Annotated in this window: 12 protein-coding genes and 1 pseudogene; 8 read left to right on the top strand and 5 right to left on the bottom strand. The window is 37.5% G+C overall.

Annotation, left to right across the window (positions count from 1 at the left end; translation table 11 throughout):
• Positions 1-80: 80 nt before the first annotated feature.
• The gene (gene rarD / locus ACM26V_RS09660) at positions 81-995 is read right to left on the bottom strand and encodes an EamA family transporter RarD (RefSeq protein WP_416151209.1); all 915 of its coding nucleotides are present in this window, start codon (positions 993-995) and stop codon (positions 81-83) included.
• Between the two features lie 340 nt (positions 996-1,335).
• Here rarD and ACM26V_RS09655 point away from each other — a divergent pair, with 340 nt between their 5' ends.
• From ACM26V_RS09655 to ltrA, 4 genes and pseudogenes are all read left to right on the top strand, one after another.
• Positions 1,336-1,707: a YisL family protein gene (locus ACM26V_RS09655; RefSeq protein ID WP_416151208.1), complete on the top strand. Its 372-nt coding sequence runs from the start codon at positions 1,336-1,338 to the stop codon at positions 1,705-1,707.
• A gap of 266 nt (positions 1,708-1,973) precedes the next feature.
• Entirely contained in the window at positions 1,974-2,948 is a 975-nt protein-coding gene (locus ACM26V_RS09650) for a rhodanese-related sulfurtransferase (protein ID WP_416151207.1), read from the top strand.
• A gap of 389 nt (positions 2,949-3,337) precedes the next feature.
• Positions 3,338-4,627, top strand: coding sequence for a coiled-coil domain-containing protein (locus ACM26V_RS09645; RefSeq protein WP_416151206.1), 1,290 nt, complete (start codon positions 3,338-3,340; stop codon positions 4,625-4,627).
• Between the two features lie 479 nt (positions 4,628-5,106).
• Positions 5,107-6,496 (top strand): annotated as a pseudogene (ltrA, locus tag ACM26V_RS09640) (group II intron reverse transcriptase/maturase).
• On the opposite strand, the gene ACM26V_RS09635 reads toward ltrA, so the two are convergent.
• Positions 6,485-8,029: an IS1182 family transposase gene (locus ACM26V_RS09635; RefSeq protein WP_416150301.1), complete on the bottom strand. Its 1,545-nt coding sequence runs from the start codon at positions 8,027-8,029 to the stop codon at positions 6,485-6,487. The pseudogene ltrA and the gene ACM26V_RS09635 sit on opposite strands and share 12 nt — an antisense overlap.
• A gap of 245 nt (positions 8,030-8,274) precedes the next feature.
• On the bottom strand, positions 8,275-9,372 hold the full coding sequence (locus ACM26V_RS09630) for a polysaccharide deacetylase family protein (protein WP_416151205.1): 1,098 nt from the start codon (positions 9,370-9,372) through the stop codon (positions 8,275-8,277).
• A 212-nt stretch (positions 9,373-9,584) separates the two neighbouring features.
• On the opposite strand from ACM26V_RS09630, the gene ACM26V_RS09625 reads away from it, so the two are divergent.
• Positions 9,585-10,874, top strand: coding sequence for a glycosyl hydrolase family 18 protein (locus tag ACM26V_RS09625; protein WP_416151204.1), 1,290 nt, complete (start codon positions 9,585-9,587; stop codon positions 10,872-10,874).
• A 448-nt stretch (positions 10,875-11,322) separates the two neighbouring features.
• Positions 11,323-13,575: a chlorophyllase/cutinase-like alpha/beta fold protein gene (locus tag ACM26V_RS09620; protein ID WP_416151203.1), complete on the top strand. Its 2,253-nt coding sequence runs from the start codon at positions 11,323-11,325 to the stop codon at positions 13,573-13,575.
• A 91-nt stretch (positions 13,576-13,666) separates the two neighbouring features.
• Here ACM26V_RS09620 and ACM26V_RS09615 read toward each other — a convergent pair whose 3' ends face one another.
• Positions 13,667-14,119, bottom strand: a complete 453-nt coding sequence (locus ACM26V_RS09615; protein WP_416151202.1) for a hypothetical protein — start codon at positions 14,117-14,119, stop codon at positions 13,667-13,669.
• Positions 14,120-14,206: 87 nt separating this feature from the next.
• The gene (locus ACM26V_RS09610) at positions 14,207-14,695 is read right to left on the bottom strand and encodes a DUF456 domain-containing protein (protein WP_416151201.1); all 489 of its coding nucleotides are present in this window, start codon (positions 14,693-14,695) and stop codon (positions 14,207-14,209) included.
• Positions 14,696-15,033: 338 nt separating this feature from the next.
• Here ACM26V_RS09610 and gltB point away from each other — a divergent pair, with 338 nt between their 5' ends.
• Positions 15,034-19,635 carry a glutamate synthase large subunit gene (gene gltB, locus ACM26V_RS09605; RefSeq protein ID WP_416151200.1) on the top strand — a complete coding sequence of 1,534 codons (4,602 nt, stop codon included), beginning with the start codon at positions 15,034-15,036 and terminating at the stop codon, positions 19,633-19,635.
• Between the two features lie 13 nt (positions 19,636-19,648).
• Entirely contained in the window at positions 19,649-21,136 is a 1,488-nt protein-coding gene (locus ACM26V_RS09600) for a glutamate synthase subunit beta (protein WP_416151199.1), read from the top strand.
• Positions 21,137-21,188 lie beyond the last annotated feature (52 nt).

Below are 21,188 nucleotides of genomic sequence, written 5' to 3'. Positions count from 1 at the left end.
GAATGTTTACTTGTATGGTTTGCATTTAGGAAGAAGAGTATTCTACGAAAGAAAAGAAGAGTTTACATTAGTACCAGACGTTACTTGGGAGCAATTTGTCTCATGAATCTTGTCTTTGCAAAGGAATAGATAATTAAACCTCCCCATATACAACTAAAAGATATTGCATGTGCAGAAGTGAATGCTTCATCATAAAGAAGCACCCCTAACATGAGCATAATCGTTGGCGCAATGTATTGAAGAAATCCAATAAATGAGAAAGGAATTCTTTTTGCACCGATCCCAAACAATAACAATGGTATTGCAGTGATAATTCCCGAACCAATGAGTAGATAAGCGGTCCCAGGATCTTTCACATAAAAGACGGCACTTAAATCATCATGTACCCAAATCAAGAAACCTAAAGCAATAGGCATGAGTAAAAGCGTTTCAATCGTTAGTCCAGTCATGGCACCAATTTTTGTCTGCTTTTTGACTAAACCGTACATTCCGAAACTAAGGGCAAGAACAAGAGCGATATATGGAACTTGACCGAAAGAGAAAGTGAGTATACTAACGCCGATTAATGCGAGAAACACAGAAACCTTCTGCCAAAAAATTAATTTTTCTTTGAAAAATAAAACGCCAAGTAGAACATTAAACAAAGGGTTTATGTAATAACCGAGACTGACTTCGACAATACGTTCGTTTGCGACTGCCCAGATAAACAACACCCAATTTATGCTGATGAAAAAGGCAGATAAAGTAATGCCACCAATAATTTTTGGATGTGTTAATAGGTAGCGAATATCATATGTTAATTGATTAACCCTTCTCATCGCGATGAACATGATGATCATAAATAAAAGCGACCATACTATACGATGTGCAAGTACTTCCATAGCAGGAACACTATCAACAAGTTTCCAATAAATTGGAAGAACACCCCAAAGGAGATAAGCACCAGACCCAGCAGCGACTCCGACACTGATATCTTTCGTATCTATTTGATTCATGTATTTTTCCTCATTTCTAAACGGCAGTATGTTGATCGTAATGAACTATATTAACGCCTTTCATTCAAATAGCCGAGAAAATTCCAAATCTATGAAGTCTCATCACTTTCGAGCACCCCATAGTGCTAGTAATGGCGAGAGTTCAAAATAGTAACTTACCCTTTACATCTCTTGCTGTCAAGGAAAGTTTAGAATTAGTTTATCGAAAGCGTTATTAACTAACTTTATTTCATTTATAAAAGGGTTATTTCTTTATTTATTGTTTAATTCAGTTTAAAATTAAGACATACATGGAATAATTGTGTAACTTGCAAGATTTAAAAGAAAAGGAGGAATTCGCTTGTTTTATTCGACACATCCCCACATTTTTACATGGGTAGTAGCTGTCATACTATTTATTGTCGCTGTTGTATTATTTAAAAATGGAATGGCGAAACAAATGAAAATCGTACATATGGTATTACGACTTTTTTACATCTTGATTATCATTACAGGAGGTATTCTCTTTTTTGAATTCGCATCAATTGATCACATGATGTATGGATTGAAAACTGTTCTAGGCATTGTGCTTATTGGATTTTCTGAGATGGTATTAGTGAGAATGACAAAAGGAAAAAGTACCAAAGGGGTTCTCATTGGTTTAGTCGTCTCATTTATTGTGATACTCTACTTAGGCTTTAGTATGCCGATTGGTTTCGACTTTCTTTCGTAATCTTTAAGTTATCAAAAGAAGTGGTTTAGTTCTCAAAATAATGAGGGCTAAATCACTTTTTTGTGAAATTTATATGTATTTTGCTTCAAGTTAATTGGCGAAGATGGACAAATAGATAGTATTCGTGTTTGAGGCAATACGATTTGAAGAAACACATATTTCGGATATTTCATTTGTATAAATGTCTATTTATTTGGTATAATAATAAGCGGACTTTTTTAGAATTATATTTATAAAAGTTATATCAATTGATTTAGAGGTGATAAATGATGATTGCATCATTATATAAAGTGCTACTTTATTACAAATATGTTTATATTGAAAATCCGCAAGAATTAGCGGATACACATCTTGATTTTTGTCGTGAACTTGGTTTGAAAGGTCGTATTATTATTTCAGAAGAAGGTATTAATGGGACTGTTTCGGGCACGGTTCAACAAACGGATAGTTATATCGAAGAAATGAGAAAAGATTCTCGTTTCGAAGATTTAGTATTTAAAATAGATGAGGCAAATGAGCATGCCTTTAAAAAAATGCATGTCCGCCATCGCGAAGAGTTGGTCTCGTTTAACTTGCATGATGATGTTGATCCAAATCAATTAACAGGAAATTACCTTGAACCAAAGGAATTCTATCAGCAAATGAATGATCCAAATACGGTGATTTTAGATGCGAGAAATGATTATGAATTTGACGTAGGTCATTTCAAAGGAGCAATTAGACCTAACATCAGAAGTTTTCGAGAACTACCAGCGTGGATCAAGGAAAACAAACAGAAATTTGAAAATAAAAAAATATTGACGTATTGTACAGGCGGTGTCCGCTGTGAAAAATTCTCCGGTTGGCTTTTAAAAGAGGGATTTGACGATGTATCTCAGTTACATGGAGGCATAGTTACGTATGGTCAAGACCCTGAAGTGAAAGGAAAACTGTGGGACGGTCAATGTTATGTATTTGATGAAAGAATCACGGTCCCTATAAATCAAGTAGAACATCATGTCGTTGGTCGAGATCATTTTACAGACGAACCTTGTGAACGATATGTAAATTGTGCGAATCCCGAATGTAACAAACAAATATTAATCTCAGAAGAAAATGAGCACTTTTATATGAGAGGTTGTACCGATGAGTGTCGAATACATCCTCGTAATCGATATATTGCTGAGCATGATTTAACAGATAAAGAAGTCGAGCAAAAACTACGAGCGATTGAAAAATTTCGTGATGGTAGTTGGGAGTAAAATCTTTTAGATATTTTTTTGTGTAATATACCTATTTGAATAGAAAGATTTATAGCGTTTATATACTACAATTATAATAAAAACAGTGAGACGAATGTCATTACTGTTTTTATTTTTGGTGTAAAAAGGAGCAATATAGACATTATTTGCGAAATATAACCTTAGTATTATACAGAAAATTCTAATAATGGACACATTTTATTAAAAAAAGCACATTGAAATCTTTTTGTAATACTATTATTACATTCCTGTGATTTAGTAATGGTACTATTCTACTTAGTGAGTCATATTTAATAGTTTACTAGACAAGAATTGTAAATCAGTTTAAGAAAGAATACATAAGAAATCAACGAAAAATCTTAATTTTTGAAAATAAGGGTGGGAAAAGTATGAAAAGAAATTTTATGGGACTTATTGTTGTGGTGGGAATTAGTAGTTTATTAGTATTACCTTCAACAGTTGCACAGGCTACGAGTGAGTTAGAGGATATTCAATCTGAACGATCAGATGTTCAATCAAACCTATCTGAAGCCGAACAAGAACTTTCGGATATTTTAACAGAAATCGAAGAATTAAATGAACAAATTGATCGTATTGATCAGGGGATTGCTGATAATCAAGAAAAAATGGATGAAACTGAAGAAGACATCTCAATGAGAGAACAAGAGATTGAGATACTAGAGGAAGAAATAGTAGAATTAGAAGCAGATATTGAAAAGCGATTCAATTTATTAAAAGATCGTGCCAATGCTTATCAAAAACAAGGTGGTAACTCTCGATACTTAGAAGTTATTTTAGGATCTGAGGGATTTAGTGATTTTGTTACTCGTGTATTCACCATTTCAAAAATCGCTCAAGCGGATACAGACTTTATTGATACACTTGAAAAAAATCAATTAGAATTAGAAGAAAAGCAAGATGCAGTTCAAACTAAATTAGATGATCTTAATGACGTTTATACGGAAATGGAAGGAATGCTCCATCATTTGGAAGATCAAAAAGAACAAAATGATGAAGCGAAAGAAGAACTTCAAGCAAAAGAAAGTCAAACGGAAGACATGATGGCTGAATTGATAGAAGAAGATGAAAACTTGCAGTCTCAAGAAGCAGCTATTCAAGAGCGAATAGAAGCTGAGAGACAACGACAAGAAGAAGCGCGTCAAGCTGCTGAACAAACGAGTAACCAAGATAACAACAATACAGATGCGGTAGCAAGTAATAACAATAATAACAATAATAGTAATAGCAACTCAACCAACAGTACTTCCTCAGCCTCTTCGGCACCAGCACCGAGCAGTGGTGGCTCGTCAGTAACGACAGTGGGACGGAAGTATATTGGGAACTCAACGTATGTATTTGGTGGCGGACGAAGTGCGTACGATGTAGCAAATGGTAGATTTGATTGTTCTGGATTTGTAGGCTGGGCTTTCTCACAAGTTGGGAAAAGTGTACCTTACAGTACAGATGGATTAGTGAATATGGGTCAACGTATTTCATATAGTAACGCGCAAGCTGGAGATCTTGTATTCTTCAACACATACAAAACAAATGGCCATGTAGGTATCTATTTGGGCGGAGGACAATTTATTGGATCGCAAAGTTCAACAGGCGTAGCAGTAGCGAACATGAATAGCGGCTACTGGGCTGATAATTTCCATGGTGTAGTTGTGAGACCATAATATAAAAAATCCAGTGTACAGATTATTTGTACACTGGATTTTTTTAAGTGTGCCCGGCATGTCTAACAACTTGGTGGTGAAAGTCCACTACAGGCTTGGTAGTAGGAACTGTTAGCGGAAGGCAAGGGTGTCCATCGTGAGGTGGAATCTGAAGGAAGCCGGAAGCAAAATCCTGGGGTGACGAATAGAAATTGGATATAAGGCTGAATAGAGAAGGATAAGTTTGCTTAACAAAATGAAGTCCTATACTACCCGAATCTCTTACAGTAAATCCAGCACCTATATGGGAGGAAAGTGGTTAGACTTACCCGGGGAGGCCTTACAAGGGTTCCCGACAAGAGGGAAGGAATTTCCCACAGGAACAATTGTGTCAGTGATGGCATGATGAATTGTAAGGAGTCAGCCGAAGCCATAGTAGTCCGAAAAGAGGATGAAGGGCTGAACAATAGTAATCTTGGAAGCCGTGGAGGTGAGAAAAAATGCAAAAACCACAGACAACATCAAAAGATGGCTATCTACAAGAGAATAGGATGGAATCCGAAGGTACAGTAGAAGTGTATAGTATTTCTCATGGTGAAACGGAAAGAAGAGATGGTGTGAGTCGTCTGATCAATAATGTAGCCAGTCGCTCTAACTTGAGTCAAGCTTATAAAAAAAGTGAAGGCGAACAAGGGAGCTCCTGGGGTTGATGGAATGACTGTGAATGAATTGTTTGCTTATATTGTTCGAAACAAAGAAGAACTTATAGAACAGATAAAAACAGGTTCATATGAACCACAACCCGTTAGACGTGTGGAAATACCAAAACCGGATGGGTCAAAAAGAAAGCTTGGTGTACCAACGGTACGTGATCGACTTGTTCAACAAGCGATTCTTCAAGTTATCGAGAAGAAAATAGATCCGACGTTTTCGGATAGTAGTTTTGGTTTTAGACCTAACCGTAGTGCTCACGACGCAATGAATTGCGCGAGAGAATACTATAAACAAGGATATCGAACAGTAGTAGATATCGATATGAAACAATATTTTGATACGGTTAATCATGACAAACTCATGTTCCATTTGGAAGAGCACATTAAGGACAAAACAATCCTTACACTCATACGAAAATTCCTAAGCAGTGGTGTATCTATTAATGGAACAATTATCCCTACTGATATCGGTGTACCTCAGGGTGGAAACATTTCACCGATATTGAGCAATCTTTATCTTGATCAATTCGATAAAGAATTAGAGAAACGTGGACACAAATTCGTTCGGTATGCGGATGACTGTAATATCTACGTAAAAAGTAGAAAAGCAGGAGAGCGTGTCATGAAAAGCGCTACGACATTCCTTGAGGATAGACTAAAACTCACCGTTAATCGTGAAAAGAGTGAAATAGGAAGCCCCACGAAACGAAAGTTTCTAGGTTTTTGTCTACACACTACAAGACAAGGTGTAGGATTTCGCCCTCATCAAAAGTCTAAAAGAAACTTTGAGAAAAAGCTTAGGCAGCTCACCAAACGAAAGCGCCCAGGTAATATACGCCAGATTATCAAAGAAATTAATGAGGTAACAACTGGATGGATTAATTACTACGGGATTAGTTATATGAGAGGCTATATCAAGAGTATTGATCAATGGATCAGACGACGGATTAGACAAATCATATGGAAACGCTGGAAAAAAGTGAAGACGAAATATAAAAGTCTTATGAAACTCAAAGTACCAAAACAAAAGGCTTGGGAATGGGCAAACACACGAAAGGGTTACTGGAATATCTCGTGTAGCTTTATTCTACACCGAACCATTACAAACAAAATTCTCGAAGGAATTGGTTTAAAGAACTTAAACCATACCTTCGAGAAAACACACTCAAGCTATTGAACCGCCGTATACGGATCCGTACGTCAGTCTGTCTAACAATTGGTTATTTAAGCAATCTTTAAAGCGGGATTTATACAATTTTACTCGAATAAACCTTGTGCATAGAAATTTTCTGCGAGCTCGGTCTCTAAAGTGACGTATGAGCTTCTTCACTCCCTTTATTTTAATTATTCTCTTAAAATTATAGGCAAGACAAATTAAATTGGTCTCAGTGCTTACTGATTCCAACCCTCGTGTTAAAAAGTATGTATAGCCCCAGTGACGTTTCATCGTCCCAAAAGGATGCTCAACTATCGCACCTCTTTGCTTATAAATATCACTTTGACTACGCGTATTTTCCGTAATCTGTTCGATTACTTCCTCGTCTTTTAATCTAGTTATTGATCTTCCTCCTTTGGCAGAGGTGCAGGATTCTTTTTGTCCGCATGTATCGAAGTTTGTGCAAGTGTAACGCCTATACTCTTTCCCTTTCTGCTTGCCATTCCATTTAAAAGGTAACTCATAACCCAACGGACAAATATATCTATCGTTTATAGTATCATATGAAAAATTCGTTCTATCAAACCCGCTGGCTAGTTTGTTTTGTTTTCCCTTTTGCGACTTAATTAAGAGTTCGGTGCTCTCATCGACAACATCAATAATCTCAAGGTAGTTATAATAGCCTGTATCGGCCAGAACCGTAGTTTTTTGATCGTGAAAGATTTTCTTTGTTTCCTTCACCATATTGGACAATTGCCCTTGATCGTTGACATCATTGACAGTATCGCAGTCCACAATTAATTTATACTTGCTGTCCACGGTAGTTTGAACATTGAAACAAACTTCATGCTTCCCGTTATTTTTCATGGATTTGGCGTCTGGATCAGTAACACAAAGTTGTTTTTCACCTGTTTCCTTGAGTTCTTGTTTAAATACCTGCAGCTCGTGAATTCTTTCTTGATAGGACTCTAACCTTTCGGTGATTTCTTGCTTTTTTTGAAGATTGTCCTCTGTTAAAAAATCATGCAAATATGAATCGATTTTTTCATCGATATGCTCTAGCTTTTTACTGATAATATTCGCATTAAAGTGTTGTTTTTTAGAGCTGTTCGCCTTTAATTTTGTTCCGTCAATTGCGACCAGTTGACCATCGATTAACCCAAAACCTTTTAACATCAAGGTGAACTCTTTAAACAGATTTTTTATTGCAGTTTTGCTGTTCTTCATGAAAGCAGATAAAGTACCGTGGTCCGGCTGGAGCTTATTGATTAGCCACATTAGTTCAATGTTTCTTTTCGTTTCGGTTTCCATCTTGCGAGAGGAACGAATGCCATTCATATAACAGTAAAGATAGAGCTTGAGTAAGTCTTCTCGACGATAAGGCTTTTGCCCAGCTTTGATGCCCGAATATACTTGAAATCCCAATTCTTCTAAGTTCAAACTATCGATGTAAGCATCGATAACTCGGACAGGGTTTTCTTCATTTACAAAGTCGTCCAACGTATTTGGCAGTAAATAAATTTGATGTCTATCTTCACCTACGATATAAGGCATACTCACTCATCTCCTTTGATATAGAGGTTCGACAAAAGGCATCTATTTTCATGCAAAAAAACAAAATTTATTAATAATTGTTAGACAGACTGACGTACGGTGGTGTGAGAGGTCGGGGGTTAATACCTCCTCCTACTCGATTATACCAGTTAAACATTTCTGTGAATATTGAAAGGAATCACTTAAAATCCAGGCAATTGACTACCTGACTTTTATTAAGTGTTCCGTATAATGTTAAGTTAGAGTTAATCTAATAATGTTTGAACTGTAACAAATGTGTAACCTTGGTGTTGAAGTTCTTCGATGATTCTTGGTAAAGCTTCAACGGTCCCATTTAAATTATCTGGATTCCAATCAATATTATGTTGGAGAACAATTCCACCTGGTTCAATCTGATTAACGACAATCTGAAAGATTTTATCTCCAGAAAGTCCTGTCCAATCCAACGTATCAACGGACCACATAATCGTTTGAAATCCAACTTGATGAAGAAATTCTTCGTCTGCTCTCGTTAATGCTCCATAAGGTGGCCTAAATAAATCTGGTTTTCTGCCAATTGTTTTGGATAGCACTTCTTGAGTGTTAGAGATTTCATCACGAACTTCATTAGATTGAATTTTGGGGAATTCAGGGTGCGTAAAGCTATGATTGCCAATAGCATGACCCTCTTTGACAATCCGTTGCATTATTTCTGGGTGTTTTTTCACTTGTTCACCAATCGCAAAAAAAGTTGCTGGTACTCCTTTGTCTTTGAGAATGTCTAATATTTGTGGTGTATACAGTGGATCAGGCCCATCATCAAACGTTAAAGCAATATAATTTTTAGTTCCATCACCAGAACCAATCCTTCTTACATTTCGTACATTAGGATTTTTAACAAATGTTTTCTTTAGATATTCATTATAGGTCACCTCAAGGCCTAAATGTTTTGTGATGTCATTCAGCGGAACGAATGTTTGACCATCTACATGGATGGAAGGTGTTGATAATTCCTCGCGCTCCCATTTGTTGTTTGTATTAATATCTATCACACTAGAACCAGTAGGGTGTGCAAAAGAGATATTGTTTAGATGAAATTCAATCGAATCATACTCTTCATTCCAGTCAACGTAAGATCCCATCTCTTTAAAAAACAACGCTGGAACTAAAAAATATCCGTCTTTTAAGACATATTCTGTTGATATTGGGACATTATCTACGTATACATCTGCTTTTGATAATGAAGATTCTTGTGCATCAACTAATTCGGAGGAGATTATCAATAAGATGAAAATTAGTAGTAACCATATAAATTTTTTTGAAGCATACTTCTGAATTATTCCGGTAATATTGATTCTGTTCACGTTGGTTTTATCCTCCTTTAGTATTGAAAAAAAGATATTCAATAATTCTACTTCACTTAATTATTCTTACTTTGTCCAAAATTATTAAACTTACTATAATTTGAGATCTAAAACGTAAATCGTATTTTCTTGAAATAAAAACACTCATAATTGTGACATGACTGAATATCATCCTAGAAGATGAGGTCTTTCAGAAATAAGGGAGGGATTCTTTGCAAATTCATGTTGTGTCAGAAGGAGATTCATTGTGGACAATCGCACAAAATTATGCGATTCCTTATCAAGAAATTGCTGTTGCCAACCAATTAGCCGAAGATGATAATCTTGTGTTGGGTCAGTCTTTGGTAGTTCCTGTGTCAGGTCGATTTGATCAATTACAAAGAGGAGATAATATTAGGAAGGTTAGTGAGAGGAATGGAGTTTCTGTTGAATCATTGTTGAACATGAATTATTTAAATGGGGCACCTTATTTGCCATTAGGAAGTCGTTTGTTTATTCCAGATATGTTGAGGCAGAAACCATCGATTGATGTTGGTGCATATGTAGATTTACAAATAACTGGTGCAGAATCAGCAGATGAAGTTGATCGAGTAGGTGAATATTTAACATATTTACAAATATTCAGCTATGAATTAAACGAAGATGGGTCTCTTACTCCGTTAAATGATCAGGAAATTATTAATGTGGCATTTGAAAATCAAGTGGTACCATTGATGGTTATTACGAATATTAAAGACGGACAATTCAGTACAGAACTAGCAGAGACTGTTCTTCAGAGTGAAGAATTACAAAATAGATTATTAGATGAAGCTATAGCAATTATGGAGGGAAAGGGATACTTGGGATTAGACTTTGATTTAGAGTACCTAGGAGCGGGACTTCGAGACCGTTACAATGAACTGATGACAAAGGCTAGAATAATTTTGGATGAAAGAGGATATTTTTTGTCTAGTGCTTTAGCACCTCAAGTTGAACCTGGAATGCCAGGAATACTTTATGAAGGACATGATTACGCCTTTCATGGAGAAATAGCAGATTTTGTTTTTTTAATGACCTATGAGTGGGGGTGGACAGGAGGACCACCAAGAGCAGTAGCACCTGTTAACGAAGTAAGAAGAGTAATTGAATATGCACTGAGCGTGATGCCAAGCGATAAAGTGATGTTGGGAATTCCGTTATACGGGTATGATTGGACCCTTCCTTTTGTTGATGGGGAGACACGAGCGAGAGCAATTGATCACCAAGAAGCGATTGAGTTAGCAAGAAACTACAATGCAGCGATTGAATACGATGATGAAGCACAATCGCCTTTCTTCACCTATTTTGATGAAGAGGGATTAGAACACGAAGTTTGGTTCGAAGACGCACGAAGTGTTCAAGCTAAATTTGATCTTGTGAAAGAGTTAGACTTGAGAGGAGTGTATTATTGGGTGTTAGGTTGGGATTTCCCCCAAAATTGGCTGCTTCTTCAGGATAATTTTAATATTAATAAGAGAGTTTGATGAAAAATAGTAATAATTAACCACTTAATAAGTGGTTTTTTTATGTCGTTTTAACTATTATTGCATGTTAAATACTTCTGACTCCCAAGGGCTTTTTCGTTGTTAAGCTGTATTGACTAAGAAATAATCTTATATAGGAAGTGATTTTTGTCGAAATTTGTTATGTGTTGGAATAGCTTCTCTATACGTAGGAGTTAAGTTTTTATGTGTTGGAAGGCTTGATTTATATGTACGAATTGCCTGTCCATATGTAGCAATGTTCAGTTTATCTGTTGGAATCGAAAAATTACCAAAGAAACTATTTCAATGTTAACTCTGTTCCCGCCTAATCTTTAAAATTACACAATATTTGACGGCTATAATTGCAAATGGTCTGATATAATAAGGGTTCTTATATTATGAAGAAATTATACTAAAGATGATCTTAATTAGTGAGGAGTATCTTGAAATGATGAGATCGAAGTCATTCGTTATTAGTAAAAGTAAAATATTATTTGAATGGATAAAAATTAGAGCGACTAAGACATCTGAGCGTGATTTTAACGTAAAAATGGTGATTCTTTCGCTATGGTTAATGACTGTTGCTGCAGTAATTATTGTAGGTTTGGCAATGCCAACAGGGTTTGGTGTTTTTATAGATCTTCTTCTATTTATCATTGTAAATTCACTTTTGTTTATTATCTTCACATGGGTAATTGGGTTTCTACTATCTTTACTGTATATACCCTTACCACGCCTCTTGCTTGGGAGCATTGTTTACGCAACTTATCTTTCTCATTATATTTTATCAGAGGCAAATTTAGGTGAGGTATTTTCTTGGATTATGACGGGGATTTTTATATTGATCGGCTTATGTTTTGCGATTATATTGGTACTTATTCGCTCCAATCGAATGAGTTTGATGCGAAAAACGGTGTGGTCAAGTATTCCAGTTTTCTTCATTATATTTGTTTTTATGTGGTCTCCTAGCATTGATTACGATAAAGTCGAACCCTCTTTTAGTGGCAATGACTATATAACCCCTTTAGCGGTAAATAACCCTGCTGAAGAGGGAGATTATCAAATTGACACGTTTACTTATGGAAATGGTGCAGATAATCATCGTGATGAATTTAGGTATCACGTCGACTTACTATCTGATTCGATCGATGCTTCGGAGTACATCAATAATTGGGAGAGCTATCGTAAATTTTTCTGGGGATTTGATGAAACGGCATTACCATTAAACGGGCGTGTCTGGATGCCTGAAGGAGAAGGGCCATTTCCTTTGTTGATGATGGTTCATGGAAATCATCGAATGGAGAATTTCTCCGATGCTGGGTATGGATATTTAGGAGAGTTACTGGCAAGTAGAGGGTATATTGCCGTATCAATTGATCAGAACTTTTTGAACTATTCGAATTGGACAGGAATTCCTAATGACGATATGAAGCTGCGGGCATGGATGATGATTCACCATCTTTTACAGATAGCGGAATACAATGAAATCCCAGAAACGGCTTTTTATGAAAAGGTTGATATGCATCGTGTTGCGGTAATGGGGCACTCCCGTGGAGGGCAAGCTGCTGCAATGGTTGGTGATTACGAGCGATGGTTCGAAAATGACAATTCTATATCGGGGATGGAAGATATTCATGTTCAGTCTGTGATTGGGGTTGCACCTACGGATACACAAGTAGATGATATGAGAGCAGAGTTGAATAATGTGTCTTATTTAACGATTCATGGAGCGAGAGATGGTGATGTGCAAAACTATCACGGAGATCGGCAATATTCTAGAGTGTCTGTTGAAAATGATCCGGATCATTTTAAAGCAGGTGTTTATATTGCGGAGGCCAATCATAGCCAGTTTAATGAAGATTGGGGCAGAATGGATATGAGACTGCCAGGAGGTCTGTTTCTCAACAGGGACCAAATGATGAAGCCTGAAGAGCAACGGGAAACGGCTAAAGTGTACATATCTGCGTTTCTTGAAAGTACATTAGGTGGAAATGATCAATACACCCCGTTGTTTCGTGACGTTCGGTATGGCAGTGACTGGTTACCGAATACTCAGTATGTGACCCGGTTCGAAGATCATTCGCTTCACAAACTAGTTGATTTCAATAAGACGAATAACAAAACAGAATTTTCTGAAGGGATTAAAGCTGAGGGAGTTGGTTTTGATGTCTGGGAAATAGAATCCGCTAGAAATCGGTCAGGAAATACAAAACGAAAGCAAGGTATGGTATTTGAATGGGATGATGTGGCATCGTATTCGTTGCTTTTTCCTGGGAATTATGGAGAAGAAGAATTACCAAATATTTTTGAAAGTTTTTATGTGTCCATGGCAAATATGGATGGAGTATTAGATGATGAAAATGAAGTGGGACCTACAGATCCTAAACTAACAGTCGGATTGGAAACGAAACAGGGGGAATCCGTTGAAGTTCCTTTGGAACAGTTTCGAGATATTGTTCCATCGATTCATACGCAACATACGATAAATCGTTATTTTGAGGGAATAATGAGGGAAGGCAAGTATGAGGAGCCAACCGAAGCCGTATTTCAATCATACGAAATACCAATACTGGCTTTCAAAGAAAAGGACCCGGATTTAAACTTAGAAGATATCGAAAAAATCACGTTATATTTTACTAATGGCCCTGGAAAAATGATGGTTGATGATATTGGATTTATGAAAGCGGAAGAGAAAGAGTAATGTTCGAGTAGGTATTAAAACTAAAAAAAGACAACGAAACCCCCTTATCAAGTACGCTGAGGGGGTTTCGTTATACATTAAGAATCATAGCTTATATTTTTGTGAAACCTTCTTCATCAAGGAATTGGGCTGCTTCTTTATACGTTGTAAATGTTCCATCTAATTGGTCATCGGCATATACATTCCACATGTCTATCTCTTTAACCAACGTTAAAATCTGTGTGTTCTTGTTTATCCATGGTTCTTCCCTGATGTCTTCATCTTCGTCTTCGGTTAATGATAAAATCGCATTTTTTAAGACATTACGAAGGGCCTTCTCAGTGAAATTCCGGATGTTTACCATGCCTTTATCATCTGTTTCATAACCGGTTAATTCCCCAGCATAAACAAAGCCATTTCCATTAGGATGAAGGTGGTAAACGACATTTTTCTTATCAAGGGAGCTATTGTTGTAATGAAAGTTGATTCGTCCAAGCGAAACATCTTTTCGTTCAAGTTCAGAAAAAGATTCAATGATAGTTAGTTTTTCTTCAAATGTTAACATGGTGCCTCCAATAGTAAGTATATTAAATTTTATTGTATCATAAGAAAAATGAACATGGAAAGGATACAAAAAGTAGACATGCGTTATTTAATGAAGGATAAAGACATCACTAAGGAAAATAATAATCAAGACAAGCTGGATGAGTCCTTTTGCAAATGTACTCGTTAGAAAACCAAGTAACGTGCCGATAGCGATTTTGCAGGACCGTTTGAAAGGGTGCTGTTGGGAAAGTTCAGTCAATAACACGAGTATAAATGGGACGATAAATATTCCTATCGGTGGAATAACAAAGCTCCCAATTATCAGTCCAACTGTTGCGGCAGTCATTCCTTTTTTTGATGCACCATATTTCTTTATAAAATACATACTCGCCATGTAATCAGCAAGAAAGATTAGGATTGTCAAAACGAGTAGCGATCCCCATGTCCAGAAAGATAACGAATCGCCATCAATAAAGAAATAATAAAGTGCTATCGCCCCCCATAATAAAAGAACGGAAGGAATTATTGGATAAAGTAATCCGATAAAGCTGAATATAAATAGGGAAACGATGAGTATCCAAATAACTAAGTCCATTGTGCAGCACCTCAAGGTCATTTTACCTTACTATTTGTTGAAGTCAAAATTAAAAATAACAATGGGAGTCTAAAAAAAGTTGAAATTCAATCACGTTTTTTACATAGTTTTCGTCATATTAATGAGTGATTTAAGTTTTTTCTGATATAATCAAAATCTAAGAATTTTTTAGAGAAATTATTTTATTCGTAGCTATCTACAATAGCTATAATTAGAATTGTTTTTAAATTCATGGTACACTAGTCGACATATTTAATACTGTGGGTGTATTGGATTCTATTAATAGTTTATTGATTTTTAAACATTCACTATGACCGAGTTAAGGGAGGAACGTTGTTATGACTTATCCAAGAACGCCTTTACCACAAGGGTTATATGACCCAGAAAATGAACACGAAGCATGTGGGATTGGCATGATTGCACATATTGATGGGACAAAATCTCATGATATCGTTCAAAATGCGATCACGATATTGTGTAACTTAGAGCACCGCGGTGGCCAATCAGCTGATGTAAGCACTGGAGATGGTGCAGGGATATTGACACAAATACCACATCGATTTTTTGAGAAACAATTTCATAAAGAGGATTTAGAACTACCTGAAGAAGGCAAATACGGCCTTGGAATGGTTTTTTTTCCTCAGGATCAGCAAGAGAGAAAAGCTAGCAGAAAGATATTTGAAAAGATTATTGAAGAGGAAGGTCAGACTGTTCTTGGCTGGCGTACGGTGCCGGTAAACCCGTCATTTGTAGGTAATGATGCTAGGAAGACGAAACCGTTTATCAGGCAAGTTGTTATTCTTCCGTCTGAAAATATAAAAGATCAAGATGATTTTGAAAGAAGACTTTATATCATCCGGAAACGGACAGAAATTGAAATTGCAAAAACAACCGAAGCAGAAGATTTTTATATAAGCAGTTTATCAACTAGAACTGTTGTTTATAAAGGAATGCTAATTCCTGAACAACTGGATTCTTTTTATATTGATTTGAATCACCGAGATTTCAAATCGGCTATGGCTTTCGTCCATTCACGATTTAGTACAAATACATTTCCGAGTTGGAAGAGATCTCATCCAAACCGATACACGATTCACAATGGTGAATTCAATACGATACGGGGAAACGTAAATTGGATGAAGGCGCGTGAGCAACTGTGTCAGTCTGCTCAATTTAGTGATGAAGATTTGCAGAAGATTCTTCCGGTGATTGATAAAAATGGTAGTGATTCTTCGATGTTTGATAATGCCTTTGAATTTTTGCATTTATCAGGGCGATCATTAGCTCACACAGCGATGATGATGATCCCAGAACCTTGGGCGAATGATGATACGATTCATCCTGATAAACGTGATTTCTACGAATATCACAGTACGCTGATGGAACCATGGGATGGTCCAGCTGCTGTTGCATTTACTGATGGAAAACAAATTGGCGCCTGTTTAGATCGAAATGGTTTAAGGCCTGCTAGGTACTATGTGACGAAAGACGGCATGATTGTACTTGGTTCAGAGGTAGGGGCATTGGATATTTTTTCTGATGATATCCTTTATAAAGATCGATTGAAACCAGGTAAGATGCTTCTCGTTGATTTAGAACAAGGAAAAATTATTCCTGATGAAGAAATCAAATTAAAAATAGCCAATGAACATCCTTATGGTGAATGGTTAACTGAAAATTTAATAAAATTAGATGAATTACCAGCGAAAAGTCCAAATAAAGATAACATTATCAAAGAGAAAGAACTAGTCGATTACCAATTAGCTTTTGGTTACACATCAGAAGATTTGCAGAAAATCATTAAGCCATTGGTATTAGGTGGGAAAGACCCAGTAGGATCGATGGGATACGACTCACCACTGGCCGTATTATCCAAAAAGCCTCAGCTTTTATACAATTACTTTAAGCAACTGTTTGCGCAAGTAACGAATCCACCGATTGATGCAATTAGGGAAGCGATAATTACCCAAGTGGGTACGACAATAGGTGCGGAAGGAAGTCTTGTTAATCCTCGACCAGAGAGCTGTAAACACATTTGGCTCGATACACCTATATTGAAAAATGAACAACTTGAAACCCTTAGAAACCAAAAGATAGATGGATTTAAACCTGCTGAATTATCGATATTGTTTGATGCAAAAACCGCTGGTGGAATGGAAGAAGCGTTAGACAATATTTTCGAGGAAGCGAATAAAAAAATTGAATCTGGAGCGACGTTATTGATTCTTTCAGATCGAGGTATCAGTGAGAATCATGTAGCGATTCCATCACTTTTAGCTGTATCTGGTTTACACCAATACCTGATTCGTCAAGGGACGAGGACAAAAGTTAGTCTATTAATTGAGTCAGGTGAAACAAGGGAAGTTCATCATTTTGCTGCTTTGTTAGGTTATGGAGCAGAAGCGATTAATCCGTATTTAGCTTTTGATACGGTGCGTCATTTAATTGGTATCAATGAAATTGAAAGTGAATCTTTTGAAATGTCAGTAGATAAATATATTAAATCTGTCACGGAGGGTGTTGTTAAAATCCTTTCTAAAATGGGGATTTCAACCATTCAAAGTTATCGAGGAGCGCAAATTTTTGAGGCAGTAGGTATCCACCAAGACGTGATCGATAAATACTTTACGAGAACATCCTCTACGCTTGGCGGAATAAAGCTTGATATGATTGAAAAAGAGACGTTAATGCGTCATGAGGTAGCTTTCGGTGACGATCGAGGAGCTCAGAAAACGTTGGAGCCTGGTGATGAATTCCAATATCGGCAAAATGGAGAAGATCACCAGTATAACCCTGGAACGATTCACCTTCTTCAAGCGGCATGTCGATCAAAAGACTATGATAAATTCAAGCAATATTCTAAGCTTCTAACAGATGAGAAAAATAATTTGCAGTCACTTAGAGGATTACTCAAGTTCAAGAAAAGTAATGCAATACCGATTGAAGAAGTGGAGTCTGTTGAAGAAATTTGCAAAAGATTTAAAACGGGCGCTATGTCTTACGGATCGATCAGTCAAGAGGCCCATGAGGCCCTGGCTATTGCGATGAACAGAATTGGTGCGAAAAGTAACAGTGGTGAAGGCGGAGAGGATATCAAACGCTTTACACCAGATGAAAACGGCGACTCAAGAAGAAGCTCCATTAAACAAGTAGCATCAGGACGTTTTGGAGTGAACAGTAACTACCTTGTCAATGCTGATGAGATTCAAATTAAAATTGCCCAAGGGGCAAAGCCAGGTGAAGGTGGACATCTTCCAGGGAAGAAAGTGTACCCGTGGGTTGCTGAAGTTCGCGGTTCAACCCCAGGAGTGGAATTGATTTCACCACCGCCGCATCACGATATTTATTCGATTGAGGATCTGGCAGAGTTGATCCATAACTTGAAAAATGCTAATCCAAAGGCAAGAGTCAGTGTAAAGCTTGTTTCCGCTAGTGGAGTGGGTACGATTGCTGCTGGTGTAGCAAAAGGACGCGCCGATCACGTGTTAATTAGTGGCTATGATGGAGGAACAGGAGCGGCACCAAGGACGAGTTTAAAGCACACAGGACTCCCTTGGGAAATTGGTCTAGCCGAAACCCATCAAACACTACTTTTAAATAAATTAAGAGACCGTATTTCTGTTGAAACCGACGGAAAAATGATGACAGGACGGGATGTCGTAGTAGCTACTTTACTAGGTGCCGAAGAATATGGATTTTCAACTGCACCATTAGTCGTTTTGGGCTGTGTGATGATGCGAGTATGTCATTTAAATACGTGCCCTGTCGGAGTGGCTACACAAGATCCTGAATTAAGAAAGAAATTTCCAGGTCAAGCGGACCATGTAGAAAACTTCATGTTATTTATTGCGCAAGAAGTGAGAGAGCTCATGGCTGAACTTGGATTTAAATCGATAAATGACATGGTGGGACGAACGGATATTTTAGAAGTAAATGATGCGATTGATCATTGGAAAGCGAAAGATATTGATTTATCTGCATTGCTTTATCAACCTGAGTTGGATTCAAACTCTTCACTTGTTAAGACGACTGATCAGGATCATGGGTTAGAAAGTTCACTTGATGTTGAAGAACTAATTCCGTTTTGTGAAGATGCTTTAGAAGACCAAATTCCAGTGAAGGGAACGTTCTCCATCCGCAATATTAACCGTGTTGCAGGAACGATACTCGGTAGTGAAGTAACGAGAAGATATGGTTTGGAGGGACTTCCAGAAGATACAATTCGATTGACATTTAAAGGGTCTGCAGGACAAAGTTTTGGTGCTTTTATTCCTAATGGAATGTCACTGAAGCTTGTTGGTGACGCAAATGATTACGTTGGGAAAGGATTGTCCGGTGGAAAAATCATCGTTCGTCCGTCTCGAAAACGAACGTATAAGTCAGAAGAAAATATCGTTGTCGGAAATGTGTGTTTTTACGGAGCTTCTAGTGGTGAAGCCTATATTAATGGGATAGCTGGAGAACGTTTCTGTGTACGTAATAGCGGAGCGGATGTACTTGTTGAAGGAGTAGGAGACCACGCATGTGAGTACATGACAGGTGGTAAAGTAGTTATTCTAGGAGAAACTGGTCGAAACTTTGCTGCTGGTATGTCCGGTGGAGTTGCCTATGTTCTCCATGAGTCAGACGAGTCGTTTGATTTAAAATGTAACAAGGAGTTAGTCCATATAGAATCATTAGAGGATCAAGAAGAGATCGATGAGTTATACGAAAAGATTAAAGCTCATATTGAGCATACGTATAGTGATAATGGGAAACGTATCCTGAAAAATTGGGATGAATTGGTGCCGAAATTCATCAAAGTAATTCCAAAGGATTACCGTATGATTCAAAACCGAATCAAACAGTATCTGGATGAAGGGTTATCGAAGTATGATGCTGACATGAAAGCCTTTGAAGAAAGCAAAATAAGTGTAAAAGATATGAAAAAACAAGAATAGGAGGGGATCTAGCATGGGAAAAATGACTGGTTTTATGGAGTATGAACGTCAGTCACAACTTGAACGTGACCCTTCTGAAAGAACGAAGGATTGGGAAGATTATACAAAGCCAATGTCTGAAGAAGAATTACAAAAGCAAGGTGCTCGCTGTATGGACTGTGGTGTTCCTACCTGCCATACAGGAATGGAAATTGATGGTGTGACGACTGGTTGCCCAGTTTACCACTTGATACCGGAATGGAATGATATGGTCTATCGTGGACAATGGAAAGAAGCATTGAAGAAAGAGCACGAGATGAATAACTTTCCCGAATTCACGGGCATGGCCTGTCCAGCTCCTTGTGAAGGGGCTTGTGTTCTTGGAATCAATGAACCTCCTGTTGCGATCCGTACAGTAGAGAGATCAATTATTGAAAAAGGTTTTGAAGAAGGTTGGGTTGTTCCTGAACCACCTAAAATTCGTACAGGTAAAAAAGTTGCTGTCGTAGGCTCAGGTCCGGCGGGACTTGCCGCAGCTGCTCAATTAAATAAAGCTGGTCATTCTGTGACGGTTTATGAACGTCATGACCGTATTGGTGGACTATTAACATATGGAATTCCAGAAATGAAGCTGCCATACCATGTTGTAGAGAGACGCGTAAAAATTCTTGAAGCAGAAGGGATCGAGTTTGTTACTAATACGGAAGTAGGAAAAGATATATCCGCGATTGAATTAGATGAAAACTTTGATGCCACAATCCTTTGTGGCGGAGCGACAGTCCATCGAAACATTCCTGCTGATGGTCGAGCACTTAAAGGGATTCATTATGCAATGGATTTTCTCCATTCTAATACGAAAAGCTTATTAGATTCTGGTCATGACGATGGGGATTTCCTTTCGGCTAAAGATAAAAACGTCGTTGTCATTGGTGGAGGCGATACAGGTACCGATTGTTTATCAACATCATTGAGACATGGATGTAAAAGCTTAACTCAGTTTGATATTTATACGAAAAAAGGATCGGAGCGAGATGACCAAAACAATCCATGGCCACAATGGCCGATTATCCACCGTGTAGAATACGGTCAAAAAGAAGCGACGGCGGTGTTCGGACAAGATCCTCGTGCTTATGCTGTGATGACTACAAAATTTGTCGGTGATGATAATGGTCATGTTAAGGAAGTTCATACGATTGATGTAGAAACAACGCTTGCTGCCGATGGTCAGCGAATCCGTAAAGAAATACCTGGTTCAGAAAAAGTATGGCCAGCAGATCTCGTGTTATTAGCAATTGGTTTTGCGGGACCTGAACAAGGATTAATTGAAGATTTAGGTGTTGAAACAGAAGTAACATCAACTGTTAAAGCAGAGTTCGAGAAATATACGACAAATGTTGAAGGTGTATTTGCTGCAGGTGACATGAGACGTGGACAAAGCCTAATTGTCTGGGCCATAAATGAAGGTAGAGGCGCTGCACGAGAATGTGATCGGTTCTTGATGGGGGCAACGAAATTACCTTAAGATATATAGTTTTTGCAATGAAAAGCAGTCGCAAATGCGACTGCTTTTTTTG

Source organism: Salipaludibacillus sp. HK11 (assembly GCF_047795645.1).
Lineage (GTDB): Bacteria > Bacillota > Bacilli > Bacillales > Salisediminibacteriaceae > Salipaludibacillus.
The sequence above is the reverse complement of the archived record's forward strand: the minus strand, read 5'-3'. Positions and strand labels throughout refer to the sequence as shown.